Origin of the sequence: Nocardia arseniciresistens, assembly GCF_046764875.1 — a bacterium.
Taxonomy (GTDB): Bacteria; Actinomycetota; Actinomycetes; order Mycobacteriales; family Mycobacteriaceae; genus Nocardia; species Nocardia arseniciresistens.
On record NZ_JBKORD010000010.1, the window covers coordinates 276,258 to 302,011 of the forward strand.

The window sequence follows — 25,754 nt, forward strand, 5'->3', positions numbered from 1 at the left end:
AATGACGATGCGGTAAATCTCGGGCAGTTCACCCGCAGGCGTTGACCCATTCGGACAAACCGTCGGCGAATAGCTGGCGTTTCCAGATCGGTACCTCGTGCTTGATCCGGTCCACCAATTCCGCACAGGCGGTGAAGGCTTCGGCGCGATGCGGTGCGGCGACCGCGACGACGATCGCGAGATCGCCGATGGTCAGTTGACCGATGCGGTGCGCGGCGGCAACCGGAAGACCGGAGGATGCGGCCAGCTCGGCGCAGCAGTTCCGTAGGAACCGTTCGGCTTCGGGGTGGGCCGAGTATTCCAACGCGGAAACGGCCTGTCCGCCATCGTGGTTGCGAACCTTGCCGGTGAAAACCACGACCGCGCCATGCGCGGGCCCGGTGACCGCCGCCTCGACCTCGGCCGGGTCCAACGGCCGGTCGCTGATGGCCGCGAGGCGCACGGACGCGTGTTCACTGGTTGTCATGTTTGCCGCCTCCGGCTACTTGCGCGAGCAGATGGTCGAGCAGCGGTTCGAGCACCGCCATACCATCCTGCACCCCGCCGGGGGATCCTGGCAGGTTCGCGATCACCGAGCGGCCCGCCAACCCCGCGACACCACGGCTGAGCGCGGCGAGCGGGAATTTCGCGGTGCCGCGTTGCCGAATCGCCTCGGCGACACCGGGCAGTTCGCGATCGATGACCGCCAGCGTCGCCTCCGGCGTCGCATCGGTCGGGGAGGCACCGGTCCCACCGGTGGTGATCACCAGTGTCGGCGTGAGACGCAGCGCATCCGCCAATCCGACGGCGATCTCGGCATCGGCATAGACCAGCGGTCCGCGCACCGAGAAGCCCAGTCCGGTAAGCCATTGTGTGAGGACGGGTCCGGTGGTGTCGATTCGGGAGCCCGCCGCCGCGCCGGTCGAGGCGACCAATACCACTGCCGATCGTGCTTCGGGGTTCGAAACAGCATGCGGCGTAAGCTGCTGTGGATCGCTTTCGGCGAGCGGGCTCGGCCCGACCGCAAGGGACTGTGCCACTTGGTTACCCGTGTCGGCCCGCACCCAATGTCCGTGCTTCCCGCCTTCTTTGGTGAGCAGCCGCACGCCGTTGAGGGTCGCCGCGGGGTCGACCGCCTTCACCATGTCGTGCAGGGTGAGTCCGGCGACGGCGACCGCGGTGAGCGCCTCCATCTCGACGCCGGTGGGACCCTTGGTCTTCGCGCTGGCCTCGATCGTGATGGTGGTGTCGGTGAACGCGAACTCGACCGTGACCGACGACAGTGCGAGCTGATGGCACAGCGGGATGAGTTCCGAGGTCTTCTTCGCTCCCGCGATGCCCGCGATCCTGGCCGTGGACAGCACATCGGCCTTCGGCATGTCGTCGGCGCGCACCAGCGCGACAACTTCGGCGGTGGTCTGTAGCTCACCCGCCGCGACCGCGATCCTGGTGGTGTCGGTCTTCGCGCTCACATCGACCATGCGGGCGCGGCCCTCTCGGTCGACATGGGACAACTCACTCATGTTGTCCACACTCGCACAGCGCGGCATCCGCGGGCGGAGGGGACCTGTGCGCCGACGTCATATGACCGATCGTCGGCGTTCACAGCGATCGGACCAGCACGGTCGCGCCTGCCGGGACCGAGGTGGCCGCCGCGGGAATGTCGATCAGGACCTCCGCCCATGCCATCCCGGCGACCAGGTGCGAACCCGGTCCCGAGACCGCTTCGACACCGGCGTCGGTCACCCGGCCACGCAGGAATTGGCGTCGCCCCGCAGGCGATTTCACCGGTTCCAGCAGCGGAAGTTCGCGAATGGTGACCTCGGGCAGTCCCGCGAGTTCGCGCAGGATCGGCCTGGCGAACACCTCGAAGGACACCATCGTGCTGACCGGATTGCCGGGGAAGCTCAGCACCGGAATGCCGTCGACGACGGTCAGGCCCTGCGGACCGCCCGGCTGCACCGCGATCGAACCGAACTGGCCGCCGAGTGGTTGCAGTACGTCCTTGACCACTTCGAAATCGCCCTTGGACACACCGCCGGAGGTGAACACGATATCGGCGGATTTCGTTGCGGCAGTGAGCAATCGGCGAAACACCTCGGGATCGTCGGTACTGTGCTCGACGCTGGTGACCAGCACGCCGTTCGCGGTGAGCGCCGCGGCGAGTGCGATGCCGTTGGAGTTGTAGATCTGCCCGGGGCGCAACGTCGTGCCCGCGGGAACGAGTTCGTCGCCGGTGGTGATAACGGCGGCGCGAATGGGCCGAAATACCGGCACCGAGGGCAGGCCGACGGCGGCGAGTGCCGCGATGTGCCGCGGCGCGAGCCTGGTTCCTTCGGACACCAGCAGCTCTCCGGTGCGCACATCGGTGCCCGGCTCTCGCACGAATTCGCCTGTGCTGCGGCCGCGTTCGATGGTCACCCGCGCGCCGTCGGTGTGCACGTCCTCGACCGGCACCACACAATCCGCGCCGGGCGGAATCGGCGCGCCCGTCATCACCTTCATCGCGGCGCCGGGAGGTAGCGGCGTCGCACCGGGGTTGCCCGCGGCGACAACACCGGCGACCGGCAGCGTCACAGGGGCAACTACGACGGACTCGGAACGCACCGCGTATCCGTCCATCGCGGAGTTGCGAAAGACCGGCAGGTCGACCGGTGAATGGACATCTTCGGCCAGCTGCCTGCCGAGCGCGGCGGGCACCGCGGCGGGCTCGGTTGGGCGCAGCGCCAACGGGCGCAGCAGCTGTTCGATGGCGTCCCGGTAGTCGTCGACGGACCGGACCTGGGATGTGGCGGGCCGTGGGGTCATGCGGTCAGCCTAATCGTCGCGGTTCCATGGCCGATTCGGACGAAGGTACGGGCCCGCGGCCCAGCCGGCGGTCGGTTGTTGTCGGTGGCGACAATCGGTCATCTCGGGACAACCGGTCATAATGGAGGGGTGACGTTGGTCCAGATGGGGATTCCCGCCGTGCGGTCTGGGCGTCCCTCGCTCGACGGACGCCCCGAGACCCCTTTTCTGGTGGACCGATTCGGTCGGACCGCCCGCGATTTGCGGGTGTCGATCACCGAGAAGTGTTCGTTGCGCTGCACCTACTGCATGCCGGAGGAAGGTCTGCCCGCGATTCCCCATGAGGAGTTGCTGACCGTCGAGGAGATCGTCCGGCTGGTCGCGCTCGCGGTGCGGGAACTCGGGGTGCGCGAGGTGCGCTTCACCGGCGGCGAGCCGCTGATGCGCCGCGACCTGGAACGGATCATCGCCGGTTGCCACGAACACGCCCCTGGGATCCCGCTGGCCATGACGACCAACGGTGTCGGCCTCGCCCATCGCGTGCGCGGGCTTGCCGCGGCAGGGTTGAGCCGGGTGAACGTCTCTCTCGATACCGTCGACCGGCTCGGCTTCGCCAAGCTCACGCGGCGCGACCGGCTCGAATCGGTCTTCGCGGGCATTCGTGCCGCCAGAGACGCGGGCCTCGCGCCGATGAAGGTGAACGCCGTCCTGATGCGTGAGACCCTGCCCGGCGCCGCGGATCTGCTGCGCTGGTGTCTGGACGAGGGCTGCGAGCTGCGCTTCATCGAAGAGATGCCGCTCGACGCCGACCACGAGTGGGCGCGCGCCAACATGGTGACCGCCGCCGAGCTGCTCGATGTGCTCGGCGCGCGCTTCGACCTCACCGAGGCAGGCCGCTCGGACCCATCCGCCCCCGCCGAAACCTGGCTCGTCGACGGTGGCCCCGCGACGGTTGGCATCATCGCTTCGGTGACCCGCAAGTTCTGCGACACGTGCGACCGCACCCGCCTCACCGCCGACGGCATGCTCCGCTCTTGCCTGTTCAGCGACCAGGAATTCGATCTGCGCCAGGCACTGCGCTCCGGTGCCGACGATATCGAGATCGCCACCATCTGGCGCGGCGCCATGTGGAACAAGTGGGCAGGCCACGGCATCGACGCCGCGGACTTCGTCCCTCCGGAACGCTCGATGGGAGCCATCGGTGGTTGAGATCCGCTACTTCGCCGCGATCGCCGACGCCGTCGGCAAGGATCGCGAATCCCTCGATTTCCCCGCCGACGCGACCATCGCCGACCTGCGCCAGACCCTGTCCGAGTCCTACGGCCCCGACCTCGACAAGATGCTCGCGGTCTGCGCCTACCTGGTCGGCGACGAACTAACCCGCGACCCCTCGGTCATCCTGCCGCCGCGCGTCGATGTGCTGCCGCCCTTCGCGGGCGGCTGAGTCCGACACCGACAGGGTCAGCGCCACCACGTGTCGAGGGGAGTTGCCGGGACGGTGCGCTTGTGGCGGGTGTTCTGGAAGATCGTTTCGAGTCTGGTGGCTACCTCGGAGGTGACGTCTTTGCCTTCGAGGTAGTCGTCGATTTCGGAGTAGCGCAGGCCGAGCGCCTCCTCGTCGGAAAGGGCGGGTCGGTCGTCCTCGAGGTCGGCGGTGGGGACTTTGGACCAGACGCTCGACGGTGCGCCGAGCTCTTGCAGCAGCGCCGCGCCCTGGCGCTTGGTGAGGCCGGTGAGTGGGGTGATGTCGACGCCGCCGTCGCCATATTTGGTGAAGAAGCCGGTGACCGCTTCCGCGGCGTGGTCGGTGCCGACGACGAGCAGGTTCTCCTGGCCCGCGATCGCGTACTGGATCACCATGCGCTCGCGCGCCTTGATGTTGCCACGCACGAAATCGCGGAGGTCGGGCACCTGGAGGCTGCGTGCGGTCTCGGCGGCGACCGCGTTCGCGCCCGGTCGGACATTGACCGATACCGAGCGGTCCGGCTGCACGAACTTCATCGATATCCTGGCGTCGACCTCGTCGGCCTGCACACCGTAGGGCAGCCGCACCGCGACGAAGGTGGCCTCGGCGCCGTCGGCGCGTAGTTCCTCCGCGGCCAGCTGGCACAGCCGCCCCGCGAGGGCGCTGTCCTGGCCCCCGCTGATGCCGAGTACGAACCCCGTTGCGGGCGTGGCAAGCAAGTAGTCCTTGAGGAATTCGACGCGGCGGCGCACCTCGATCTTCGGCTCAATGCTCGGTTGGACGCCTAGTTCGGAGATGATCTGTTGACGCAAGGACGGCATGGCAACTCACTCTACTGGCGATCGCGGTGTGACAACACGCCGAACGAAGGCTTCCCAGTTGTCGCCGATCTGTTCGCGCGAATAGCCGAGGGCATGCATCTGATGCATCACCAATGCGGCGCCGAGATCGGCGAGCAGCCCGTCGGCGAGCAGCGGTACTTCGCCGGCGACGTCGGCCTCCCGCAACAGCATCGACACGTGGGCCTTGAGCAACATGTAGGGCGGTCCGGAATAGCGGTCGCCTGCCTCTCCGTTCTCCGCCGCGCGATACAGATCGCCCTCCACCTCGATGTCGAGCAGCCGCGCGCGGCCGAAGGCGATGAGCCGATCCACCGGTGGCGCGCCGGGTCCGAGCGGCGGTGGTCCGAACATGAATCCATGCTGGTACTTGTGTTCCGAATGATCGAGCAGCGCGACCATGAGCCCGGCCCTGCTGCCGAACCTCCGGAAGACGGTGCCTTTGCCGACGCCCGCCCGTTTCGCCAGCGCGTCCATCGTGAGGCTGTCCACTCCGTGCTCGCGGACGAGTTCCTGCGCCGCGTCCAGTAGTAATTGCCGGTTGCGCGCGGCATCGGCGCGCTCGGTCGGCTCGATCGATCCGAGCAGCGGCGCGCCGACGCCGAGCAGCGGACGCTCGGGTATCGACTCGCCCGGCGGATGTGTGCTGTAGCTCACAGGACTCTCATCGTCTCCGGAGGAATGGATTCGGACCATAGTCCGGTTATTTTCTCATGAAACCCGGACACACGTTCAGTACACCAGGAGTTCTCATGCCCCAGACTCGGATCCTTACTCTCGTCGGCAGCCTTCGTGCCGCATCCATCAATCGCCAGCTCGCCGAGGCCGCGGCGCAGACCGCGCCCGACGGCGTCGACATCACGATCTATGAGGGCCTCGCCGATATCCCCTTCTACAACGAGGATCTCGATGTCCCCGGCGCGGTTCCCGCTGCCGCCCAGGCGCTGCGCGACGCTATCGCCGCCTCCGACGGCCTGCTGCTGGTGACCCCTGAGTACAACGGCACGCTGTCGGCGGTACTGAAGAACGCGATCGACTGGGCCTCCCGTCCGTACGGAGTCGGTGCGCTCAAGGATCGGTCGGTTGCCGTGGTGAGTGGGTCGATGAGCCCGAACGCGGGGCAGTGGGCGCACGGTGACGCGGTCAAGGCGCTCGGTGTCGCGGGTGCGAAGGTCGTGGAGTCCGCGCACTTGCACTTCGGTGGGTTCGGCCAGCGCTTCGGCGAGGCGCATCCGCGCGAGGATGCCGAGGCGCTGACCCAGCTGGCCGCCACGGTGCGCGAGCTCGTCCTGTCCGCGCGCGGCGAACTGGTTTCCGCCTGAGCCGCGCTGAAACCGCTGTGTCCCGCAGGGCCACCCGCCACTCCGGTCGACCGAGTGGGGGGTGGCCCTTTTGGTCTGCCCGGAATGTTTGCTGAAAGAGAGCTGCGGTACGAAATTGTGATCTGCGCCACGGTCGTGTCGGGTTGCGAATCGAGTGTGCAGGTACTTACCGGCTAGGAATTTCATCAATGTGGTTCGCAACATGTCGTGTTGTATGAATCTGTCGGCCACTAGGTGTAGTGTCTTACCTACTGGAAGACGACGCGAGGCCCGAAGCGAAAAGCAACGGTGTGAACCGGCTGAGCAGGGCTTTCGAGATCGGATCCAGGAGTTTGCGCAGGTGCGTCGGATCGTGTATTGGTAGCGACTTTTGTCGGTCGCTCGAGATGACATCGCTAGCGACTGCTTGCACGTCGCTCGAAACGATCGACATACGGATCACAGGCTATGGATCAGGAGAGAGGGACACCATTGACCATCACCGTGTACACCAAGCCCGCTTGCGTCCAGTGCAACGCGACCTATAAGGCCCTCGACAAGGTCGGGGTCGACTACGAGGTCATCGACATCTCCGAGGACGACGAGGCGCGTGACTTCGTCATGGCTCTCGGGTACCTGCAGGCGCCGGTCGTCGTTGCCGGCGAGGACCACTGGTCGGGCTTCCGGCCCGATCGCATCAAGTCGCTCGCCACCGTCGCGGCCTGACGCACCATCGCGGCCTGAGGCCGCCCATCGTAGGGAGCCGGCCATGTCCGAAACGGCAGCGCTCGTCTACTTCTCCAGCGCCTCGGAGAACACACATCGTTTCGTCGAGAAGCTGGGCATCCCAGCGACTCGCATACCACTGCACACCGCAGATTCGCTGCGCGTAGACGAACCCTACGTGCTGGTCGTTCCCACCTACGGGGGCGGTCGGCACGTCTTGGGGGGAAGCAGATCCGATAAGGATTTCGTGCCGCGGCAAGTCGCCAAGTTCCTCAACGATCCGCACAACCGCGCGCTGCTGCGCGGGGTTGTCGCGGCAGGTAACACGAACTTCGGCGATACATACTGCTATGCGGGAGACGTGATCTCGCGCAAGTGCGGGGTGCCGTACCTGTATCGCTTCGAACTCATGGGAACCGCTGAGGACGTCGAGCGCGTCCGAGAAGGATTGGGATTGTTTTGGCAACAGCAACGACAGCGCCTGCCGGAAAAACGGCTCGCTTAGAGCAGTCCTCGGTTCGGGGTGCGGAAGCGGGCGAGGTCATGGACTACCACGCCCTCAACGCGATGCTGAACCTGTACGGCCCGAACGGCGAGATCCAGTTCGACAAGGACCGCGAGGCCGCGCATCAGTACTTCCTGCAGCACGTCAACCAGAACACCGTCTTCTTCCACAACCTGGACGAGAAGCTGGACTACCTGGTCGACGAGAACTATTACGAGGCAGAGGTTCTGGACCAGTACAGCCGCGCGTTCATCAAGTCGCTGTTCCAGCAGGCCTACGCCAAGAAGTTCCGGTTCCCGACCTTCCTCGGCGCGTTCAAGTACTACACCTCGTACACGCTGAAGACCTTTGACGGCAAGCGCTACCTGGAGCGGTTCGAGGATCGCGTCTGCATGGTCGCGCTCACCCTCGCCGCCGGTGACGAGGTGCTCGCGGGCAAGTTGGTCGATGAGATCATCGACGGCCGCTTCCAGCCCGCCACCCCGACCTTCCTCAACTCGGGCAAGAAGCAGCGCGGCGAGCCGGTCTCCTGCTTCCTGCTGCGCATCGAAGACAACATGGAGTCCATCGGGCGCTCGATCAACTCCGCGTTGCAGCTGTCCAAGCGCGGTGGCGGTGTCGCCTTGCTGCTGAGCAACATTCGCGAGCACGGCGCGCCGATCAAGAAGATCGAGAACCAGAGCTCGGGCGTCATCCCGATCATGAAGCTGCTGGAGGACTCGTTCTCCTACGCCAACCAGCTCGGTGCCCGCCAGGGCGCCGGTGCGGTGTACCTGCACGCGCATCACCCGGACATCTACCGGTTCCTTGACACCAAGCGCGAGAACGCGGACGAGAAGATCCGCATCAAGACCCTCTCGCTCGGTGTGGTGATCCCCGACATCACCTTCGAGCTCGCGAAGAAGAACGAGGACATGTACCTGTTCTCGCCGTACGACGTAGAGCGCATCTACGGCAAGCCGTTCGCCGATATCGACGTCACCGAGAAGTACTACGAGATGGTCGACGACAAGCGGATCCGCAAGTCGAAGATCAAGGCGCGCGAGTTCTTCCAGACCATCGCCGAGCTGCAGTTCGAGTCGGGCTACCCGTACATCATGTTCGAGGACACGGTGAACAGGGCCAACCCGATCGCCGGCAAGATCACCCACTCGAACCTTTGCTCGGAGATCCTGCAGGTTTCGACGCCGTCGATCTACAACGACGATCTGACCTACGCCAAGGTGGGCAAGGATATTTCGTGCAACCTCGGGTCGCTGAACATCGCCAAGGCGATGGACTCACCCGACTTCGCGCAGACCATCGAGACCTCGATCCGTGCGCTGACCGCGGTGTCGGACCAGACGCACATCTACTCGGTGCCCTCGATCGAGCAGGGCAACAACGAATCCCACGCCATCGGCCTCGGACAGATGAACCTGCACGGGTACCTGGCTCGCGAGCGGGTCCACTACGGATCCGACGAGGGCATCGACTTCACCAACATCTACTTCTACACCGTCGTTTACCACGCGATTCGGGCGTCGAACCTGATCGCGAAGGAGCGCGGCAGCTACTTCGGTGGCTTCCCTGAATCCAAGTACGCGTCGGGGGAGTACTTCGACAAGTACACCGACAAGGCATGGGAGCCGAAAACCGCACGCGTGGCGCAGATCTTCGCCGACGCGGACGTGCACATCCCGACCAAGGACGATTGGCTCGAGCTGAAGAACTCGGTCATGGAGCACGGTATCTACAACCAGAACTTGCAGGCCGTCCCGCCGACCGGCTCGATCTCCTACATCAACCACTCCACCAGTTCCATCCACCCGGTGGCGTCGAAGATCGAGATCCGCAAGGAAGGCAAGATCGGCCGCGTCTACTACCCCGCGCCCTACCTCGACAACGACAACCTCGAATACTACGACGACGCGTATGAAATCGGCTACGAGAAGATCATCGATACCTACGCCGCGGCCACCCAGCACGTGGACCAGGGCCTGTCGCTGACCCTCTTCTTCAAGGACACCGCGACCACTCGCGACCTCAACCGCGCCCAGATCTACGCCTGGCGCAAAGGCATCAAAACCCTCTACTACATCCGCCTGCGCCAAATGGCCTTGGAGGGAACCGAGGTAGAGGGCTGCGTGTCCTGCATGTTGTAGTCGCCGACGTCCGGAAAAGGGGTGGTCTCCACGTTGGAGACCACCCCTTTTCCGGATTGTTCAGCGTAGTGCGGGTGCGACCTCCCGTTCGAAGAGTTCGATGCCGGAGGTGTCGTAGGTCGCTTCGGGGAAGTAGAGGATGGCGTAGCCGAGGCCGAGATCGCGGATCTTGGTGAGGTTTTCGATGACCTGTTCGGGGGTGCCGACGGCGGCGGAGCCGCGGTAGAGGTCGTTGACATGGGCCGCGGCCTTGTCCGCGCCGATAAAGGGGGTGAGTCGGGCTTGCAGCGCGACGAGCCGATCCTCGACCTCGGCTTCCGTCGATCCGATCACGACGTTGTAGTCCGTCGTCCGCACGATGGCGTCGAAGTCGGTGCCGACCTCGACGCAATGGGCGCGCAGGATCTCGGACTTGTGGATGAATTCGGCCGGTTCACCGCTGAAGTTGGTGTAGCTGGCGTATTTGGCCGCGGTCCGCAGCGTCTTCTTTTCGCCGCCGCCCGCGATCCACAGCGGAATCCCGCCCTCCTGCACTGGCAGTGGGCGCACGATGGCGCCGTCGACCTGGTAGTACTTGCCGTCGAGGGTGGCCTTACCGTTGGTCCACGCCTGCTTGAAAATTTGCACACCTTCGTCGAGGCGGCCGAGGCGCTCGCCCGCCGACGGGAAACCGTAGCCGTAGGCGCGCCATTCGTGCTCGTACCAGCCGCCGCCGATACCCAACTCGACGCGACCGCCGGAAATGAGGTCCACTGTCGCGGCGACCTTCGCGAGGTAGGCCGGGTTGCGGTAGCCGATCGAGGTGCACATCTGCCCGAGCCGAATCCGCGAGGTAGATGCGGCGAACGCCGACATCAGGGTCCACGCTTCGTGTGTGGCCTCGTCGGTCGGCGCCGGCACGGTGTGGAAGTGGTCGTACACCCAGAGCGATTCCCAGGTGTCCTCGGCGTCGGCCCGCTGGGCGAGATCGCGCATCACCCCCCACTGCGCCGCTGGGTCGATACCGACCAGGTCCAGGCGCCAACCCTGCGGTATGAAGATGCCGAAGCGCACAGATATCTCCTTCGTGTGGTTACCCGAAATCTAGCCGCGATCGGCTACCGACCGTCGGATACCGGTCGACGGTGTGGCGGCAGCGCGAGTCCGGCCGAACGCCCCACGGGCGCCCGGCCGGAATCCACTACCCGCCGACCACTGTCCCCGGTCGCCGGCGGGCAAGCAAATAGTTCGACGCCGCGTGCGCCCAACTTCGGCACGATGGCGGTCGAATGCGCGATGCCGGTCGAGTGTCGCCGAACCGGTCGAGTGTCTGCGCGGCACTCGACCGGCATCACTCAGCGGTGTGGGCTCGAGCGCCGGTGAATTGTGCGCCCGAGATGGACGTCGAGGCCACCCCGTCGACACCGACAGGGATGTCGCCTTCGAGGGTGGTCCGGTACAGGACTCGGGTGACATCGAGATGATTCAAGTCGCTCGGGGCGAGGTGGGCGGTGGCCCGGTTGTCCCAGAACGCGATGCTGCCCTGCTCCCAGCGGAATCGCACGGTGTAGGCAGGCTGAGCGATCTCGTCGAACAGCAGCTTCAGCAGGCTGTCGCTTTGGTGCGGGCTCAGCCCGACGATGCGGGTGGTGAAGCCGGGGTTGACGAACAGCGCCCGTTCCCCGGTCACCGGATGCACCCTGACCACCGGATGCTCGGTGACCAGCGGCGCGGCGGCCACCTTCTTCGCGTAATCGCTGTTGGCGTCCCATACCGGTCGGCTGCCACCGAAGCGGTGCTCGGCGCGCAGCCCCTCGACGAACCGTTGCAGCGATTCCGGCAGGTTCTCGTAGGCGGCGACGAGATTCGTCCACTGGGTGTCGCCACCACGAGCCGGCGCGATGTCGGCGCGCAGGATCGAGGCCGCAGGCGGGTTGATCAGCGGGGACACGTCGGTGTGCCAGAAATTGGTGTAGCTGAATTTCCTTACACCGAAACGCTTTTCGTACAACCGGCTGTCGACCGCGAGGATCTCCGGGTACTCCGTTGGCGCATCGTCATCGTAGGGATGCGATGGGGTGACCGCGCCGAACCGCCTGGAGAAGGCAATCTGCTCGGCGTGCCCGATGTGCTGCTCACGGAAGAACAGCACCTTGTACTTGTGCAGCGCGGCGGTGATCTCCTCGACCTGCTGATCGGTCAGCGTCTCGCGCAGATCGACGCCGGAGATTTCGGCGCCGATGTGTCCGGCGACCGGGGCGATGAGCACGGTGTCGGTGGTCGTAGTGGTGGTGGTGTCGTGTACAGCAGTCATGGGGAACTCACTTAGTGAATGGGTCTGGGAAACGCTCGGGAAGATCTCCAGGGTTGGGCCGATCTCGAGACCGACAGGCACTGCGGCATACCCGCATGAAGTCGACTTCACGCCGTTTCGTCAAGGGCGTCATGGCAATTCAGGCCCGATCGCATCGCGCGCACCGAGGCGTCCGCCGCCCCAGCCGAGCGCCTTACGGTAGCTGCCGAGCAGTCCGTGTTCGATCAGGTATGTTTCGTCGCGCTGAATGTCATCGGGCGGTAGCGGCTCGGTGCGAGCCGCGACGAACAACGCGTCGACGGGGCAATACGCCTCGCACATAAAGCACGTCTGGCAATCGGATTGCCGCGCTAGCAGCGGGATTCCGTCCGCGCCCCGATCGAAGACACGGGTTGGGCACACCTCGATGCACTTGTCGCATTCGATGCATCGGTCGACCGAAACCACCTCGATCATGCCGAAACCAGCTGTGCTCGTGATCCGGTCAGGAATGCCGGTTCGGGCGCGGTCCACAGCTCATCGAGCCCGCCGATGATCAGTCGATGGTGCTGGGCGGGATCGAGGTCGGGGAACTCCTGACGCCGCGCCATTCCCCGGGATTCGGTGCGCGCGAGCGCTGCGGTGTACATCCACCGTGCGTGGGCCGTCATCGCCGCCGCCGAACGAACTTTCGAGGTATCGGCACCGGTCAGGCCCGCGCGTGCCTGCCGCCACAGCTCGTGCAGCGTCACCAGCGCGGGCCGCAGGCGGTCGCCGTGGCGTAGGTAGTTCTTGTCGTAGGGCAGCACCTCACCCTGTACCGCCGCGACGACCTCGGCCGATCGGAGTCCGGAATCCGGTCGGCCGGTGGGCCGAAGCCCGACAGTGCCCGCGCCGAATCGTCGTCGATCGTCGACCGAATTACCCTGGCGCAGTGCGAAATTCGCCGCACCGCTACCGGCCCAACTGCCCGAGGACATCGCCCAGGCGGCATTGTGGCTGCCACCACCGGTGAACCCGCCGCAGATCAGCTCGCGGGTCGCGACATCGCCCGCCACGTAGAGACCGGGAATGCTTGTCGAGCAATCATGGTCGGCGACACGGACGCCACCGGTACCGCGGACCGTACCCTCGAGCAGCAGCGTGATGGGGAACCGATCGGTGAAGGGGTCGATCCCGAGCCGGTCGAAGGTGAGGAAGAAGTTCGCCTGCCCTAGGCGCATTGCCCGCTGTTGAGCCGCATCGGCCTGGTCCAGCGTGCAGTACACCGGCTCGCGCAACAGCGCCTGCGCGATCGCGGAGCGCCCGCCTTTGCTCGACGCTCCTGCCAGCGGCTCGCCGTTGCTCAGATAGAACGTCGCGAAGGAGTAGTAGGCGGTCTTGGTCACCGAGGTGAATTCCGGAGCGATGGCGTAGGCGTTGGAGAACTCCATGCCGGAGAGCTCGGCGCCCGCCTCGACTGCCATCAGTGCTCCGTCACCGGTATTGACGTTGCAGCCCAACGTTTTCGACAGGAAGGCGCAACCGCCGGTGGCAAGCACGACAGCACGGGCGGCGATGTCGATGTGCGTGCCGTCGGACAGCCGTTGCAGGCGAGCGCCCGCCACGGTTGCCTCGGCGTCGGTCAGCAGCTCGATAGCAGGGGTGTGGTCGAGAATAGACACTCCCGCGCGCTGGACCCGAAGTCGTTGGCGCTTCATGTATTCCGGCCCTTGCACGCCCGTGCGGAGCTGTTGTCCGTCGCGGCCGACCGGGAACGGGTAGCGGCCGACCTCGGCGAGTTCGTTGACCCGAGCATAGGTTTCGTCGAGTACCCGCTCCATCCACCCGTGATCGGCGAGATATCCGCCGAGTGCCTCACGGCTGGCCATCGCCTTCGCGCGCAGCTCCGGCTCCGGCTGGACGTACCAAATTCCGGTCCCCGCGGCGGCCGTCGCCCCGCTGCTCCCACAGAATCCTTTGTCCGCCAAGATGACCGAGGCGCCAGCGGCAGCGGCCTTCAATGCCGCCCAAGTACCAGCCGGGCCGCCACCGAGGACAAGAACATCGATTTCGGTCATGATGTCACCTTCTGTTGGAGGAGATCCGCGTGCGGGAGCCCTGGTTGTTCGAAGGAGTCGTGGCCGCTCGGCAGGTCCGGACCGGCGGCAGGAGGCGGCCACGGGACGTGCTCCGGGATGTATCGGCCCATTACCATCGCGCCGAGCGCCGAGATCGCGCCGATCGTGAGCACCGAAACCGCGAGTGGCGCAGCGGTCGCCAGCACGCCGATCAGTAGCGGCCCGGCGAAGGCGCCCGCGTCGTGATCGAGTCGCCACGCCGCGAGGAACTCGGCACGGATCGCGGCAGGTGCCACGTCCGCACCGAGGACCATGATCAGTCCGTTGCTGATCCCGTTGCCGATGCCCATCACCACCGCGACCACACCTAAGGTCTGTGCCGAATGTGTCAGTGGCACAGCCAGATACGCGATGGCGAGTATCGCGAGTGCGGGCACCGCGATGTAGCCGCGACCGAAGCGATCCATCACATGCCCCGCGGGATAGGCGAAGACCACCTCCAGCGCCGCCCCGACACCGAAGATCAGGCTGGCCGTCGCGGCGCTCATTCCGATGTGGTCGGCCCACAGTGGCAAGATCGCATCGCGGGAGGCCCTCGCCACCCCGAGCAGCAGCACCCCCGCGCCGAGGGTCGAGAGCACGCGCCGATGCCGCCGCACTACCGCGACCAGCGACATCGGCGCCGCCGATACCTCGCCGCGCGTACCGGTTCCCGGCACCGGCAGCCGCACCATCAGCACGCCCGCGATGACGAACGCGACGAGTTCGACGACGAACCCGCCCCTGGTGCCGAGGCCGAGGATGGCCACGGCGCCGAGGAAGGGGCCGATGAAGAAGCCGAGGCGCATCGAGCCACCGAACAGCGACATCACCCGCGCGCGGCGCTCGAGCGGAATAGCCTCGGCCAGGTAGGTCATCCGCGCCAGACCCCAGACGGCATTGGAAAGGCCGATAATGAGCAATCCCGCGCACAGCATCGGAATGTTCGGTGCCAGTAAGCAAACCAGCACACCGACGATTCCGACCGCGGTGCCGCCGATGATCGAGGTGCGCTCGCCGACCTTGGCCACCAACTGACCAGCGGGAATATCGCCGAGTACCTGACCGAGTCCGACCAGCGCCACGGCAAGCCCCGCGACGGCCGTCGAGGCGCCGAGGTCGAGCGCGGTCAGCGTCATCACCGGCGCGCCGGCGCCCATACCGATGCCGCGTGCCAAGGTCGGAACGTACACCGAGAACACCAGGGGCCGAAAGGAATCCGCGGCAACGGGCACCGCATCCCGATCGGAGGTCATGCGCTCGCTTCGGTCTGCACCTCGGCGAACTGGCTTTCCACCGACCCGAGTCCGTAGTGCCCACGCAGCGTGTCCGCCTCGTAGTCGGTACGGAAGAGGCCGCGCTCCTGCAGGATCGGCACCACCCGTTCGACGAAGACCTCCAGCCCGCCTGGCAGATACGGCGGCATGATGTTGAAGCCGTCTGCCGCACCGTTCTCGAACCAGCTCTGTAGCTCGTCGGCGATCTGGGTCGGCGTGCCGGCGAAGGAACGGTGGCCTCGACCGCCCCCCAGTTTGCCGATCAACTCCCGCACCGTGAGGTTTTCGTTCTCGGCCAATTCCTTGACCAGCGTGAACCGGCTCTTGCCTCCCTCGATTTCGGTCACCGACGGCAGCGGTGGCAGCGGCGCGTCGAGTGCGTGCTCGGTGAGATCGACCCCGAGCAGCCGCGAGAGTTGACCGAGCGCGTAGTCGGGCGAGATCAGGTCGGTGAACTCCCGCTCCAGCGCCTCGGCTTCCTCGGTGGTGTCGGCGATATAGGGCACCAGGCCGGGCAGCACCTTCAGTTCGTCGGCGGAGCGCCCGTACTTCGGCAGCCGCGACTTCAGATCGCGGTAGAACGCCTGACCCTCTTCCAGCGTCCGCTGCGCGGTGAATATCGCCTCCGCGTACTTCGCGGCGAATTCCTTACCGCTCTCCGATGATCCGGCCTGTACGAGCAGCGGTCGACCCTGCGGGCTGCGTGGCGAGTTCAACGGACCACGCACCTTGAAACGGGGTCCGGAGTAGTCGACGGTGTGCACCTTGTCCGGATCGGCGAAGATGCCCTCCTGCGGGTCCAGGACGATCGCCGAGGATTCCCAGCTGTCCCACAACCGAATCGCGACGTCGACGAATTCCTCCGCCCGTTCGTAGCGGCGGGCATGTTCGGGGATGGCGTCGAAGCCGAAATTGAACGCCTCCTCCTCGCTACCGGAGGTGACGATGTTCCAGCCCGCTCTTCCGCTGCTGATGTGGTCGAGGGAGGCGAACTTGCGTGCCAGATTGAACGGTTCGTTGTAGGTGGTCGATGCCGTGGCGATCAGCCCGACCCGTGAGGTGGCGGCGGCGATGGCGGCCAGCAGCGTTACCGGCTCGAAGACCGCGAGCGTATTGCGCTTGATGCGCGGACCGACCGCGAGGCTGTCGGCGAAGAACACCGAGTCGAGCTTGCCGCGTTCGGCGATCCGCCCGAGCTCTTGAAAATGTTCTACGTCGAGCACCTGGTGTTCTTCGGTGCGTGGGTGCCGCCAGGCCGCCTCATGGTGCCCGACGCCCATCAGGAAGGCGTTGAGGTGGAATTGCTTACGAGATGCCGACATCGGTCGTTGTTCCTTTGATGCGTGTTGGGGTGGTCGGGTCAGGCGTTCGAGTCGACGCGCCAGCGCGAGAAGTGGCGTTCGAGGCCGACGAGCACACCGTTGAAGGCGAGGCCGAGCAGCGAGATGGCGAGGATGCCCGCGTACATGTTCGGGATCTGGAAGTTCTGCTGTGCCGCGGTGATCAGGTAGCCGAGTCCGGCTCGCGCACCGACCATTTCGGCGGCCAGCAGCACAAGGATCGAGCCTGCCGCGGCCATCCGAAGTCCGGTGAAGATGGAAGGCAGTGCGGCGGGCAGGATCACCTTCTGGAACAGCCGCAGTGGTGACAACCCCAGCGACACAGCGGATTTGATCAGCAACGGATCGACGGTGCGGACACCGGTGATGGTGTTGAGCAGGATCGGGAAGGAACTCGCGTACACCACGAGCGCGATCTTCGAGGTTTCGCCGATGCCGAGGATCAGCACGAACACCGGAAGCAGTGCCAGCGCGGCCGTGTTGCGGAACAGCTCGAGTATCGGGTTGAGGAAGTCCGAAACCGGCTTGTACCAGGCGATTGCGATGCCGAGCGGAACGGCGAAAATCAGCGCGATCGAGTAGCCGGTCAGTGAGCGGCCCAGGCTGGTCGACACGTGCGTCCACATTTCGCCGGTGCGCACCAGATCGATGAACGCCTGCGCGACCGTGGTGAACGGAGGCAGGAATATCTCGTCCACCAGCCCCCATGCCGGTGCGAACTGCCAGATCAGTAGGAAGACGGCGATCACGATGGTCGGCTTCAGCACTCGCCAGCCGAGTTTGCCCGCCGCGGCGATCGCACGCAGGGCGATGCCGGGCCCGGTGTCTGCCACCACCGCCGGGGTGGGTTGGTGTGGCACTGCCACCTGGAGCCGAGCCGGGGGAGCGATGAGTTCCACTGCGCTAGACATGGGTCAGCCTCTCGGTGCCGGATGCGATGGGGGCGTTCTCGGGTGCGATCTCGCTCTGTAGCAACGACCAGATCTGGTGCCGGTACCCGCGGAAGAGCTCGGTGGAGCGGATGTCCTCGGCGGCGTTTCTGTCGATTTCGACGTCGAGTACCGCCTTGACACGACCAGGTCGGGCGGTCAGTACCGCGACCCGCTGGCCGAGGTACACGGCTTCGTCGATGCCGTGAGTGATGAACAGGATCGTCTTGCCGGTGGCCTGCCAAATTCGTAAAAGCTCGTCCTGCAACGATTCCCGGGTCTGCGCATCGAGCGCGGCGAATGGCTCGTCCATCAGCAGCACCTCGGGATCGAAAGCGAGGCTGCGGGCAATAGCGACGCGCTGCTTCATGCCACCGGACAATTCGTGCGGGAGGCGGTCACCGAATCCGGTCAGTCCGACCAACTCCAGGTACTGCTCGGCGAGTTCGCGGCGGGCTTTGCGTCGCAATCCCTTTGCCTCGAGCCCGAATTCGATATTCGACCGCGCCGTGCGCCAGGGAAACAGCGCGTACTGCTGGAACACGATGCCCCGGTCGAGACCTGGGCCGTCGATCGGCTTGCCATCCAACAGGATTTCGCCGGAGGTGGGCTTGCTCAGGCCGCCGAGCAAGTCCAGCAGGGTCGACTTGCCCGAGCCGCTCGGTCCGACGAGGACGAGGAACTCGCCATCGCGCAGCTCGAGCGAGATGTCCTCGACGGCGGTGAACTTCTCCTGCGAGCCACGGATCGGGAATTGCTTGTTCACCTTGGTCAGTGCGAGTTTTGCGGTGGTAGAGGTCATTTCGCTGCCACCACTTCACCGGTCGGGCCGCTTTCCGACGGGAACTTGCCATTGGCGTACGGGTTGTATTTATTGGTGAACAGATCGGTGGCCTTCAGCTGCCCCTCTTTGAGCTCACCATTGCGCACCAGCCAGTCGATCCAGATCTGCAATTCCTTGTCGGCGACCACGCCGCCCGGCACCGGAATTCCGGGGCTCTTCCAGTACTTCAGCAGGTCGGTGTTCTCGTTGCGGCCACGCTTGTCGATGATCGCCTTGAATCGCGCGACCACCTCGTCGCGCGGCGTGATCTGCAACCAGCGGGTCGCTCGCGCGGTGCCCTGCACGAAATCCTCGACGGCCGCGGTGTTCTTGGCGATGTAGTCGTCGCGGAAGACGTAGGTGCCGTAGTCGAACTGTCCGAACAGCGCCTTATCGGTGTAGAGCGGATGGATGCCGCCGCGTTCGACGGCGGTTTCGCGGAAGATGCTCCCGAGGGTGCCGACCTCGACCTGGCCCTTGCGCAGTGCGTCCTCGGTGTTGGCAGGCGGCAGCACAACCAGCTGGACCTGCTTGATCTCGCTCTCGGTGAGGCCCGCCTGATGCAGCCACTCCCTGGTAATGAACTCGTGGTGCGCGCCGAGGGTGTTGACGCCGACCTTCTTGCCGATGAGATCGCGTGCGGAGTTGATGCCGGAATCGTCGCGGACGAAGTATCCGGTGAACGACTGCTCGTCCGCGCCATAGGAACTGAGTACCGAGGTGACCTTGGCTCCGCCGGAGATCAGCTTCACGACGGCGCCGTTGAACGCGCTGCCGAACTCGACCTGATTGGTCGCGGCCGCCTGGATATTGGCGGGACCGCTGGTGGTGTCGCCCTCCCAATGCAACGAGATCTTGCTGAAATACCCGAGGTCATCCGCCAGTTCGACCGGGCTGACCTGCCCGGTACTGCCCTGGTAACGGACGATGGCTTTGCCGTCGGCGGTGGTGCCCGGCTCGGACTTGCCGCACCCTGCGAGGGCGGAAACGCCGGTGATCAGGGTGAGGGCGGCGGCGAACGCTCGGATGCGGCGGCCAGGGGGTGCGGAGGACGGCATGGTGTGTTCCTTTGATGAAAATGCGCTGCGCGGACTGAAATCGGCATGCGGCAGCTAGAGCGGAGTCGATGTCGCGACCCGAGGATGTGTCGGAATCTGGAAAGCGCGGGCCGGTACGGCGCGGAAGGAAATCCGCTGGGCTCGTCGCTGCGTCAGTGGCGACAGATCCCGTGCGGAACCCGCATGAGGTCGATCGCGCGGCGGCGGATCAGCGCTGTGGGTATCAACACGTCGAGACTTTCGTGAGCTGTGGTGTGCGGCGGGTGGTGGCCCGTGGACTTAATGGTGTGGCCGCGCAGGTGGGGATACAACGGCCATTCCACATTGTGAAAATCGGCGTGAGTTTATCTCCGGCGCAGTGGTAGTAACCGTCGCTGAGGTGCGGCGCTCAGCCGGTCGTGCCGGAGCCGTTGTGCACGACCCCGCCGATGCGCACCGCGATATGCCGCATCGCGGGCAGGATCTCGCGGACCAGTTCGTCATTGAGCCGCGCCGAGCGCGCCTGCACGCTCAGTGCGCCCCACACCTGCTTGTCCGCACCGAAGACCGGCACCGCGATCGAGCGCACGGGATCATCGCCCTCGAACTCCTCGAGCGCGAAACCCTTGCGCCGCACCAGATCCAGGTCGTCGGCCGGCCGCTGCGCCGCGGGCGAATGGGCGAGCAGGGCGCGTCCTGCCGCGCTGGAGCGTAGCGGTTGCCGCAAACGGGGTAGTTGGTGGGAACAGAAGAGCACCGGAGGACGGGCGTGGAAGACCGTCACCGCGTCGCTCGAGTCGGCGACACTGAGACTCGCCGTGATCTTGATGCCGGCAGCCAACGCGTACATATGCGGTGCGGCCGAATCGATTCCGAGCCGGGTCATCGCAGGCCGTGCCAGTGTCGCAAGGCCACGCCCGACCCGATAGCGGTCGTTGGCAGGGTCCTGCTCGAGCAGTCTGCCGCGAACAAGGGCCTGGGCGAGACGATGCGCGGTGCTCACCGGAACACCGGCCAGGTGTGCCAATTCGCTGATCGAGAGCTCGGGGTCGTCACCTTCGAAGCAGTTCAGCAGGTGGATGGCCCGCTCGACGGCCTGAGACCCCGAACGTGGCTGATCGGCGGTACCCATGGTGATTCCTCGCGGTCTCGACGTCGATCCGGCGGCGGTGCGGACCTGGCAACACTGTCTCTTGGTCCGCGGTGGTGGGGCAACAGTTCGACGCCGGGTGCGTCTAATAGGTGGTGCCGATCACTCGTGGTGAGTTGTTCCCCAACTGCATGTATTCTGCGCAAGGACGTATTCGCGTCTTATCGGTATTTTCAGTAGCTGGCGTGGACGCAGAGATCCGCGGCAACGACGAGAAGGAGGTGGGGTTGCATGCGCAACGAACCTCCGAGTCGAAGGCCGCGCGGCGCCGCCCTCTCGCACTCTTAGCCAGTACGCGACAGCAGGATCGGCGCCCGCGGTGTCAATTACCCGCGTCTCATTCACTCACGCTCTGCTGAGGACTCGCCATGTCGCAGACCGAACTCATCGATGCCCGTTCGACGCTGTCCGAATCGCTGCCAGAGGTCGTATCGACCGACGTCTCGTTGCTGGACGCTGTCTACAGCCATCGCGTCGACGCCGCGCTCGAATGGCTCGATAACCACCCGCCGCACGGCATCGCCGATCAGCTCGCCAGGATGGACGCCGTCGAGGCGGGCATGGCCTTCCGGCTGCTCGACAAGGATCTCGCGCTCGCGGTGTTCGAGGAACTCGAGCCGGTGGACCAGCAGCAAATTCTGCACGGCCTGCGCGACCAGGCCTTCCGCGAGCTCGTCGAGGGTATGGACCCCGATGACAGGGCCAGGATGTTGCGCGAGGCGCCCGCGAAGGTCGCCAAGAAGGTGCTCGCCGGGCTGAGTCCACGCGAGCGGCGGATGACCGCCGCGCTGCTCGGCTATCCAGAGGGCTCGGTCGGGCTTTACATGACGCCGGAAGTTGTTGCGCTGCCGCGCAATCTGAGCGTTGCCGATGCGCTGCAGACGGTGCGGATCAAGGGCATCAACGCCGAAACGGTGTACACGCTGCCCGTGGTGGATTCCGGCCGCCGCCTCATCGGCATCGTGGAGCTGCGCGAGTTGGTGCTGAGCAGGCCCGACACCATGGTCGCCGAACTCGTCGTCACCGAGCCCGCCTTCGTGCGTGCCACCGACTCCGCGGAGAAGGCGGCGCGGCTCATGCGCGAGACGAACGTCATCAATCTGCCGGTCGTCGACAGTGAGGACCGGCTTGTCGGTCTGCTCACCATCGACGACGCGGTCGAGGTCATCGAGGCCGCCGACAGCGAGGACGTGGCCAAGCAGGCCGGATCCGCGCCGTGGGAAGGCCACTACATGGCGGCGGGGGTGTTCCAGCTGGCCCGCTACCGCGCACTGTGGCTGATGCTCCTATTGTTCGCGGCGACGTTGACCGTCACCGTCACCGACTTCTTTTCCGGAACTTTGGAGCAGGCGGCGCACCTGGCGTTGTTCATTCCGCTGCTCATCGGTGCGGGCGGGAATGCGGGCGCGCAGGCGGCCACCTCGTGCGTGCGTGCGCTTGCCGTCGGTGAGGTGCGTGGTTCCGATTTGTTCAAGGTGATCTGGCGGGAATGTCGGGTCGGCCTGGTACTCGGCGGCATGCTGGCGGTTGCGGGTGTGATCATCGGCGTTTTGTTCGTCGGTGCGAAGATCGCGCTCGTCGTCGGCATCACGCTGATCCTGATCTGTGGCTGGGCCGCGACCATCGGCGGCACCATGCCGATCCTTGCCAAGCGCCTGCGCATCGACCCGGCCGTCGTCTCCGCTCCCATGGTGACCACTCTCGTCGACGCCACCGGCCTGATCATCTACTTCACCACCGCGAAGCTCGTTCTCGGTATCTGACCCGAATTGCGTTGCGGCGAACAGGTTCCAGTACGTCCGCCTCAGGATTTCGACGCATTCACGAAGCGCTCGGCCATTGGGTTCGATACCATCGCTGCTCCGTTATCCGTCGAACTGGCAAGCCTCGCTCGGGCGATATACTCACACCCCAGCTCGGAGCATGCGCATGGAATCTTCACAACCGAATCATCCCGGCGGGGGCTGTGCAGAAAGCACAAAGCCTGCCCGAAAGTGTGTGCCCTCAGGACCTTTCCGGCTTCGGAGACGCTCATTACGCTCTTACTCCGTAGCAAGTCGAAATGGTCGGGGTCACGGCTGCGGCCATTGAACATTTCACACGGCGGCGCAGCCGCCAGCCGAATTTACTTCCATGAACTACTTTCGCGCTCGCGGCATCCTGAGGAGGGAATATGGGCTTACTCGTGGGCAGCCCGATGCCCTTCCCAAAGCTGGGCAATCTGCGGCCCTCGGTAATGCCGACCAGCGCTATAAGGTCATCGACGCCGCACCCGGAACGGTCCGGACGGGCACCTACCGGGCCGCCGAACAATCCTGGCTGCCAAACAATCTCATCCCATTCGACGTGCAGTGAGTGCCGGACTCGCATGCCGCCCCGGTCGCCAACCAGACCGATCTGCAGGAGCCCTCGATGCACGACCCCGCATCCTCGACCGGCGAGGTTCGGCGAACGTGACCACAGCCGTAGTCGTCGTCGGCGGAGCCGATGGCTCGCCGCAGCCGACCGTCATCCACCGCGGTTCGGCACTGCTGTATCCGCGGACACCTCCTCGTTCGTCAGTCGCGCGGGATGCGCGCTTATGAGCGACTTTTCCGGCTCGCCCCATCAGCGCCAGTTGTCCGGGGTCACAGCCATGGAGGATGCGACCGCGGTCATAGTGGACATCGCACGCACGCTGAAGTCGCGCGAACGGGAGATCGCCCGGGCGATGAGCGCCATGATTGCGCGAGAGGTCGACCACCTCGACAACGACCCTCGACTGATGGAAATGTTCGAGGCCAGTGTGCAAGGCAACCTCACAACCCTCCTGCGTGTCTTGGCCCACGATATTCCCGTCGACCATTTGCAGCCCACCACCGCGGCCGTCGAAAACGCATTAAGACTCGCACAGCGCGGAGTTCCGTCCCATTCGCTGGTACGCGCCTACCACATGGGCCAGAACGACATGCTGCGGATTTGCCATGACGAGATCGATCGCCGCCGCTTGCCCGCGCCGCTCGCGCTCGCCGTCGTCAAGAGGCTCACCGAGATCGTCTACACCTACATCGAATGGATCACCCTTCATGTCTTAGACGCCTACGAGGCTGAGCGCAGTCGGTGGACGAACGCCCGCGGCAGCGTGCATTCCTCCACAGTGCACGCCATGCTGTCCGCGGAAACAGCCGACAAAACAGCCTTCGAGGCCGAGACCGGCTATCTGCTCGACCAAACCCATCTGGCTCTCATCCTGTGGCGCTCCGGCCATGAGCAACCGAGCACCCTGAACCTCCTGGACACCCAGGCGCGGACGCTCGCCCGTGGCTTACACGCCGAGGGGCAGGCGCTGGTCACCGCCATCGACCGCCACACAGCGTGGGCGTGGCTGCCGTTCGGCCACCGCCACCCGGTGATCGATACCACCGAACTGCACGCCATGGTGGATCCCGCCGACGGGGTGCGGCTGACGGTCGGGCTGCCCGGACACGCACTCGGCGGATTCCGCCGCTCTCATCAACAGGCCATCGCCGCATACTTCGTCGCAAGCCTTCCCGGGATCCCGTCCTCCCATACGATCCTCGGCTTCGGCGATTCCGGTGTCGCCGTTGCCTCCTTGTTGGCCAAGGATCTGGATTCCACCCGCGCGTGGGTCTGTGAAGTCTTGGGTGAGCTGGCGGTCGACACCGACCAAGCGGCCACTCTGCGTCACACCCTCAGCACCTACTACGCCACCAGCGAAAGCCATGTGCGTACCGCTGAAATCCTTACTCTGCACCGCAATACGGTCAAATACCGCATCACGAAGGCGATCGAGGCCACCCGCGTAGGCACCGCCCCACATGACAAACTCGATATCGCGGTGGCTTTGCAAGTCTGCCGCTTTCTCGGCGCTGCCGTTCTGCGCTGACAGTCCCGATTATTCGACAATTCTGTACGCACGGCACGCGGCGCCGCATCACCTCTAGAAATTCGTTATGAATGCACTGAAATCAAAACTCCGAGATCATATTTCCGGTGTTGGTGACCGCAGTGGGTCACGGCTTCTTTTGCGATACAAACTGATTCGATTTCGAGAAGGATAGCCTGTTGATTGAGGAACTGGTGACGGTTCGCATTTTGGCCGGTGTAGCCGGACGCAGCCTCGCTTTTATGGCGGGGATGGTGAGTGGTGCCGTGGACGGGTTGAATTCCAGCAGGGCGAAAATCTTGGCGGATCGTGGTGTCACACGGCCGACACCTATCCGGCCGGTCGTATTGGGCGTCAGCGGAGGGGCAATCGGGGCCGCCGCAGCGGCTTTGGGAATGAGTCGCGCGCAGCTGCGTCAGATCGCCATCGATCATCCGGCAGACGAAGTAGTCGGTAACCGAAGCCTTCGGGCGATGTTGACTAAACGCACGCTCTACCCGGATGCTCGCCTACGCGAACTAGCACACGCGGTTGTCGGCGATCGAACGTTCGCTGATTTCGTACTGGAACCGAACCTGGCCCGGCGGCAGCCGTCAGGGATCACTTCCTCGTTGATCATTCCGGTCTACTCGGGTGAGCACGGCACGCTGTTTCTTCCACAGGATTTGCCGAAGTTGGGCTTGACCGATATGCCCGTCGCCGATGCACTGGTCGCGGCGACACGGATACCGGGAGCCTTCCCTGCCGCGACAGCGCTCGACCACATCTTCGACGGCGGAACACACCATCGTGTCCCGTATGAGGTGTTCGGGTCTCATCCCGCGCTCGTTCTCGACCTCTACAGCCCTGAGCCGCACTACAGCCGCGGCGGGCTACTCCTGCCATTGGCCCATTCGTCACTGCCGATGATCCCCCGCCGTCCACGACCTTTCCGTGACGAAAACATTTGCGCGCGAACAATTTTCGCCGAACTGCCATACGGGTCGGCGCTGCAATCCCCGACGCGTTCGCCCGAGGAGCTCTTCGATCACGGTTACGACATCGCGGCAACGTGGATCGACACCCGCACAACCGATCAACTCCTCGCCGTCGTCGATCCAGACGTACTCGGTGAGCTGATGCCGCTGTCACCGACCGAAGAGTCCGCGGCGCTCGGGGCGCGGCAATAGCGATAGACCGGGACACAAGCATTAGG

The 25,754-nt window shown here is 65.1% G+C and carries 25 protein-coding genes; 10 read left to right on the forward strand and 15 right to left on the reverse strand.

Going from position 1 to position 25,754, the window contains the following annotated elements; genetic code table 11:
• Positions 1 to 28: 28 nt before the first annotated feature.
• From ACLMAJ_RS20385 to ACLMAJ_RS20395, 3 genes are all read right to left on the reverse strand, one after another.
• A complete protein-coding gene (locus ACLMAJ_RS20385; RefSeq protein WP_412015341.1) occupies positions 29 to 466 on the reverse strand; it encodes a molybdenum cofactor biosynthesis protein MoaE in 438 nt (145 codons plus the stop codon).
• Complete coding sequence (moaCB, locus tag ACLMAJ_RS20390; RefSeq protein WP_412015342.1) at positions 453 to 1,502, reverse strand: bifunctional molybdenum cofactor biosynthesis protein MoaC/MoaB; 1,050 nt, start codon at positions 1,500 to 1,502, stop codon at positions 453 to 455. Before moaCB ends, ACLMAJ_RS20385 begins: the two co-directional genes overlap by 14 nt.
• A 79-nt stretch (positions 1,503 to 1,581) precedes the next feature.
• Positions 1,582 to 2,787: a molybdopterin molybdotransferase MoeA gene (locus ACLMAJ_RS20395; RefSeq protein ID WP_412015343.1), complete on the reverse strand. Its 1,206-nt coding sequence runs from the start codon at positions 2,785 to 2,787 to the stop codon at positions 1,582 to 1,584.
• A gap of 129 nt (positions 2,788 to 2,916) precedes the next feature.
• On the opposite strand from ACLMAJ_RS20395, the gene moaA reads away from it, so the two are divergent.
• Together moaA and ACLMAJ_RS20405 are read left to right on the forward strand one after the other, a co-directional pair.
• Positions 2,917 to 3,975 (forward strand): GTP 3',8-cyclase MoaA, encoded by a 1,059-nt coding sequence (gene moaA / locus ACLMAJ_RS20400; RefSeq protein ID WP_412015344.1) that lies wholly within the window; start codon positions 2,917 to 2,919, stop codon positions 3,973 to 3,975.
• A complete protein-coding gene (locus ACLMAJ_RS20405; protein ID WP_412015345.1) occupies positions 3,968 to 4,210 on the forward strand; it encodes a MoaD/ThiS family protein in 243 nt (80 codons plus the stop codon). Before moaA ends, ACLMAJ_RS20405 begins: the two co-directional genes overlap by 8 nt.
• Before the next feature lie 17 nt (positions 4,211 to 4,227).
• Here ACLMAJ_RS20405 and nadE read toward each other — a convergent pair whose 3' ends face one another.
• Both nadE and ACLMAJ_RS20415 read right to left on the reverse strand, forming a co-directional pair.
• Positions 4,228 to 5,052, reverse strand: a complete 825-nt coding sequence (gene nadE / locus ACLMAJ_RS20410; RefSeq protein ID WP_412015346.1) for an ammonia-dependent NAD(+) synthetase — start codon at positions 5,050 to 5,052, stop codon at positions 4,228 to 4,230.
• A gap of 6 nt (positions 5,053 to 5,058) precedes the next feature.
• Positions 5,059 to 5,679: a TetR/AcrR family transcriptional regulator gene (locus ACLMAJ_RS20415; protein ID WP_412015402.1), complete on the reverse strand. Its 621-nt coding sequence runs from the start codon at positions 5,677 to 5,679 to the stop codon at positions 5,059 to 5,061.
• A 143-nt stretch (positions 5,680 to 5,822) separates the two neighbouring features.
• On the opposite strand from ACLMAJ_RS20415, the gene ACLMAJ_RS20420 reads away from it, so the two are divergent.
• The 4 genes from ACLMAJ_RS20420 to nrdE all read left to right on the forward strand — a co-directional run bounded on the left by ACLMAJ_RS20420 (position 5,823) and on the right by nrdE (position 9,746).
• Positions 5,823 to 6,392: an NAD(P)H-dependent oxidoreductase gene (locus tag ACLMAJ_RS20420; protein ID WP_412015347.1), complete on the forward strand. Its 570-nt coding sequence runs from the start codon at positions 5,823 to 5,825 to the stop codon at positions 6,390 to 6,392.
• Positions 6,393 to 6,863: 471 nt separating this feature from the next.
• Positions 6,864 to 7,097, forward strand: a complete 234-nt coding sequence (nrdH, locus tag ACLMAJ_RS20425; RefSeq protein WP_412015403.1) for a glutaredoxin-like protein NrdH — start codon at positions 6,864 to 6,866, stop codon at positions 7,095 to 7,097.
• Positions 7,098 to 7,140: 43 nt separating this feature from the next.
• On the forward strand, positions 7,141 to 7,602 hold the full coding sequence (gene nrdI / locus ACLMAJ_RS20430; protein WP_412015348.1) for a class Ib ribonucleoside-diphosphate reductase assembly flavoprotein NrdI: 462 nt from the start codon (positions 7,141 to 7,143) through the stop codon (positions 7,600 to 7,602).
• Positions 7,603 to 7,640: 38 nt separating this feature from the next.
• Positions 7,641 to 9,746, forward strand: a complete 2,106-nt coding sequence (gene nrdE / locus ACLMAJ_RS20435; protein ID WP_412015404.1) for a class 1b ribonucleoside-diphosphate reductase subunit alpha — start codon at positions 7,641 to 7,643, stop codon at positions 9,744 to 9,746.
• A gap of 60 nt (positions 9,747 to 9,806) precedes the next feature.
• On the opposite strand, the gene ACLMAJ_RS20440 is transcribed toward nrdE, so the two are convergent.
• From ACLMAJ_RS20440 to ACLMAJ_RS20485, 10 genes are all read right to left on the reverse strand, one after another.
• On the reverse strand, positions 9,807 to 10,799 hold the full coding sequence (locus ACLMAJ_RS20440; RefSeq protein WP_412015349.1) for an LLM class F420-dependent oxidoreductase: 993 nt from the start codon (positions 10,797 to 10,799) through the stop codon (positions 9,807 to 9,809).
• Between the two features lie 277 nt (positions 10,800 to 11,076).
• Entirely contained in the window at positions 11,077 to 12,039 is a 963-nt protein-coding gene (locus ACLMAJ_RS20445) for a TauD/TfdA dioxygenase family protein (protein ID WP_412015350.1), read from the reverse strand.
• 129 nt (positions 12,040 to 12,168) lie between these two features.
• Entirely contained in the window at positions 12,169 to 12,495 is a 327-nt protein-coding gene (locus tag ACLMAJ_RS20450) for a 4Fe-4S dicluster domain-containing protein (RefSeq protein ID WP_412015351.1), read from the reverse strand.
• Positions 12,492 to 14,078, reverse strand: a complete 1,587-nt coding sequence (locus tag ACLMAJ_RS20455) for an FAD-dependent oxidoreductase (RefSeq protein WP_412015352.1) — start codon at positions 14,076 to 14,078, stop codon at positions 12,492 to 12,494. The genes ACLMAJ_RS20450 and ACLMAJ_RS20455 overlap by 4 nt, the downstream gene beginning before the upstream one ends.
• A complete protein-coding gene (locus tag ACLMAJ_RS20460; RefSeq protein WP_412015353.1) occupies positions 14,075 to 15,373 on the reverse strand; it encodes an MFS transporter in 1,299 nt (432 codons plus the stop codon). The genes ACLMAJ_RS20455 and ACLMAJ_RS20460 overlap by 4 nt, the downstream gene beginning before the upstream one ends.
• On the reverse strand, positions 15,370 to 16,716 hold the full coding sequence (locus ACLMAJ_RS20465; protein ID WP_412015354.1) for an LLM class flavin-dependent oxidoreductase: 1,347 nt from the start codon (positions 16,714 to 16,716) through the stop codon (positions 15,370 to 15,372). The genes ACLMAJ_RS20460 and ACLMAJ_RS20465 overlap by 4 nt, the downstream gene beginning before the upstream one ends.
• A gap of 38 nt (positions 16,717 to 16,754) precedes the next feature.
• Positions 16,755 to 17,645, reverse strand: coding sequence for an ABC transporter permease (locus ACLMAJ_RS20470; RefSeq protein WP_412015355.1), 891 nt, complete (start codon positions 17,643 to 17,645; stop codon positions 16,755 to 16,757).
• Complete coding sequence (locus ACLMAJ_RS20475) at positions 17,638 to 18,465, reverse strand: ABC transporter ATP-binding protein (protein WP_412015356.1); 828 nt, start codon at positions 18,463 to 18,465, stop codon at positions 17,638 to 17,640. The genes ACLMAJ_RS20470 and ACLMAJ_RS20475 overlap by 8 nt, the downstream gene beginning before the upstream one ends.
• Complete coding sequence (locus tag ACLMAJ_RS20480) at positions 18,462 to 19,544, reverse strand: ABC transporter substrate-binding protein (protein ID WP_412015357.1); 1,083 nt, start codon at positions 19,542 to 19,544, stop codon at positions 18,462 to 18,464. Before ACLMAJ_RS20480 ends, ACLMAJ_RS20475 begins: the two co-directional genes overlap by 4 nt.
• 388 nt (positions 19,545 to 19,932) lie before the next feature.
• On the reverse strand, positions 19,933 to 20,655 hold the full coding sequence (locus tag ACLMAJ_RS20485; RefSeq protein ID WP_412015358.1) for an IclR family transcriptional regulator: 723 nt from the start codon (positions 20,653 to 20,655) through the stop codon (positions 19,933 to 19,935).
• 386 nt (positions 20,656 to 21,041) lie between these two features.
• Here ACLMAJ_RS20485 and mgtE point away from each other — a divergent pair, with 386 nt between their 5' ends.
• The 4 genes from mgtE (at position 21,042) to ACLMAJ_RS20505 (ending at position 25,728) form a co-directional block, all read left to right on the forward strand.
• Positions 21,042 to 22,436, forward strand: a complete 1,395-nt coding sequence (mgtE, locus tag ACLMAJ_RS20490) for a magnesium transporter (RefSeq protein WP_412015359.1) — start codon at positions 21,042 to 21,044, stop codon at positions 22,434 to 22,436.
• Positions 22,437 to 22,806: 370 nt separating this feature from the next.
• On the forward strand, positions 22,807 to 23,028 hold the full coding sequence (locus ACLMAJ_RS20495) for a hypothetical protein (protein ID WP_412015405.1): 222 nt from the start codon (positions 22,807 to 22,809) through the stop codon (positions 23,026 to 23,028).
• Between the two features lie 226 nt (positions 23,029 to 23,254).
• Positions 23,255 to 24,559 (forward strand): PucR family transcriptional regulator, encoded by a 1,305-nt coding sequence (locus tag ACLMAJ_RS20500; protein WP_412015360.1) that lies wholly within the window; start codon positions 23,255 to 23,257, stop codon positions 24,557 to 24,559.
• Positions 24,560 to 24,738: 179 nt separating this feature from the next.
• Complete coding sequence (locus tag ACLMAJ_RS20505; protein ID WP_412015361.1) at positions 24,739 to 25,728, forward strand: patatin-like phospholipase family protein; 990 nt, start codon at positions 24,739 to 24,741, stop codon at positions 25,726 to 25,728.
• The last annotated feature ends 26 nt before the right edge of the window (positions 25,729 to 25,754 follow it).

Coding starts and splice junctions, on each gene's coding strand:
- ACLMAJ_RS20460 (WP_412015353.1), bottom strand. CDS start 15,373: ATGACCTCCGATCGGGATGCGGTGCCCGTTGCCGCGGATTCCTTTCGG.
- ACLMAJ_RS20485 (WP_412015358.1), bottom strand. CDS start 20,655: ATGGGTACCGCCGATCAGCCACGTTCGGGGTCTCAGGCCGTCGAGCGG.
- mgtE (WP_412015359.1), top strand. CDS start 21,042: ATGTCGCAGACCGAACTCATCGATGCCCGTTCGACGCTGTCCGAATCG.
- ACLMAJ_RS20475 (WP_412015356.1), bottom strand. CDS start 18,465: ATGACCTCTACCACCGCAAAACTCGCACTGACCAAGGTGAACAAGCAA.
- ACLMAJ_RS20455 (WP_412015352.1), bottom strand. CDS start 14,078: ATGACCGAAATCGATGTTCTTGTCCTCGGTGGCGGCCCGGCTGGTACT.
- ACLMAJ_RS20495 (WP_412015405.1), top strand. CDS start 22,807: ATGAACTACTTTCGCGCTCGCGGCATCCTGAGGAGGGAATATGGGCTT.
- ACLMAJ_RS20500 (WP_412015360.1), top strand. CDS start 23,255: ATGAGCGACTTTTCCGGCTCGCCCCATCAGCGCCAGTTGTCCGGGGTC.
- ACLMAJ_RS20385 (WP_412015341.1), bottom strand. CDS start 466: ATGACAACCAGTGAACACGCGTCCGTGCGCCTCGCGGCCATCAGCGAC.
- nadE (WP_412015346.1), bottom strand. CDS start 5,052: ATGCCGTCCTTGCGTCAACAGATCATCTCCGAACTAGGCGTCCAACCG.
- ACLMAJ_RS20420 (WP_412015347.1), top strand. CDS start 5,823: ATGCCCCAGACTCGGATCCTTACTCTCGTCGGCAGCCTTCGTGCCGCA.
- ACLMAJ_RS20450 (WP_412015351.1), bottom strand. CDS start 12,495: ATGATCGAGGTGGTTTCGGTCGACCGATGCATCGAATGCGACAAGTGC.
- moaCB (WP_412015342.1), bottom strand. CDS start 1,502: ATGAGTGAGTTGTCCCATGTCGACCGAGAGGGCCGCGCCCGCATGGTC.
- ACLMAJ_RS20470 (WP_412015355.1), bottom strand. CDS start 17,645: ATGTCTAGCGCAGTGGAACTCATCGCTCCCCCGGCTCGGCTCCAGGTG.
- nrdI (WP_412015348.1), top strand. CDS start 7,141: ATGTCCGAAACGGCAGCGCTCGTCTACTTCTCCAGCGCCTCGGAGAAC.
- nrdE (WP_412015404.1), top strand. CDS start 7,641: ATGGACTACCACGCCCTCAACGCGATGCTGAACCTGTACGGCCCGAAC.
- ACLMAJ_RS20445 (WP_412015350.1), bottom strand. CDS start 12,039: ATGACTGCTGTACACGACACCACCACCACTACGACCACCGACACCGTG.
- ACLMAJ_RS20480 (WP_412015357.1), bottom strand. CDS start 19,544: ATGCCGTCCTCCGCACCCCCTGGCCGCCGCATCCGAGCGTTCGCCGCC.
- ACLMAJ_RS20395 (WP_412015343.1), bottom strand. CDS start 2,787: ATGACCCCACGGCCCGCCACATCCCAGGTCCGGTCCGTCGACGACTAC.
- ACLMAJ_RS20465 (WP_412015354.1), bottom strand. CDS start 16,716: ATGTCGGCATCTCGTAAGCAATTCCACCTCAACGCCTTCCTGATGGGC.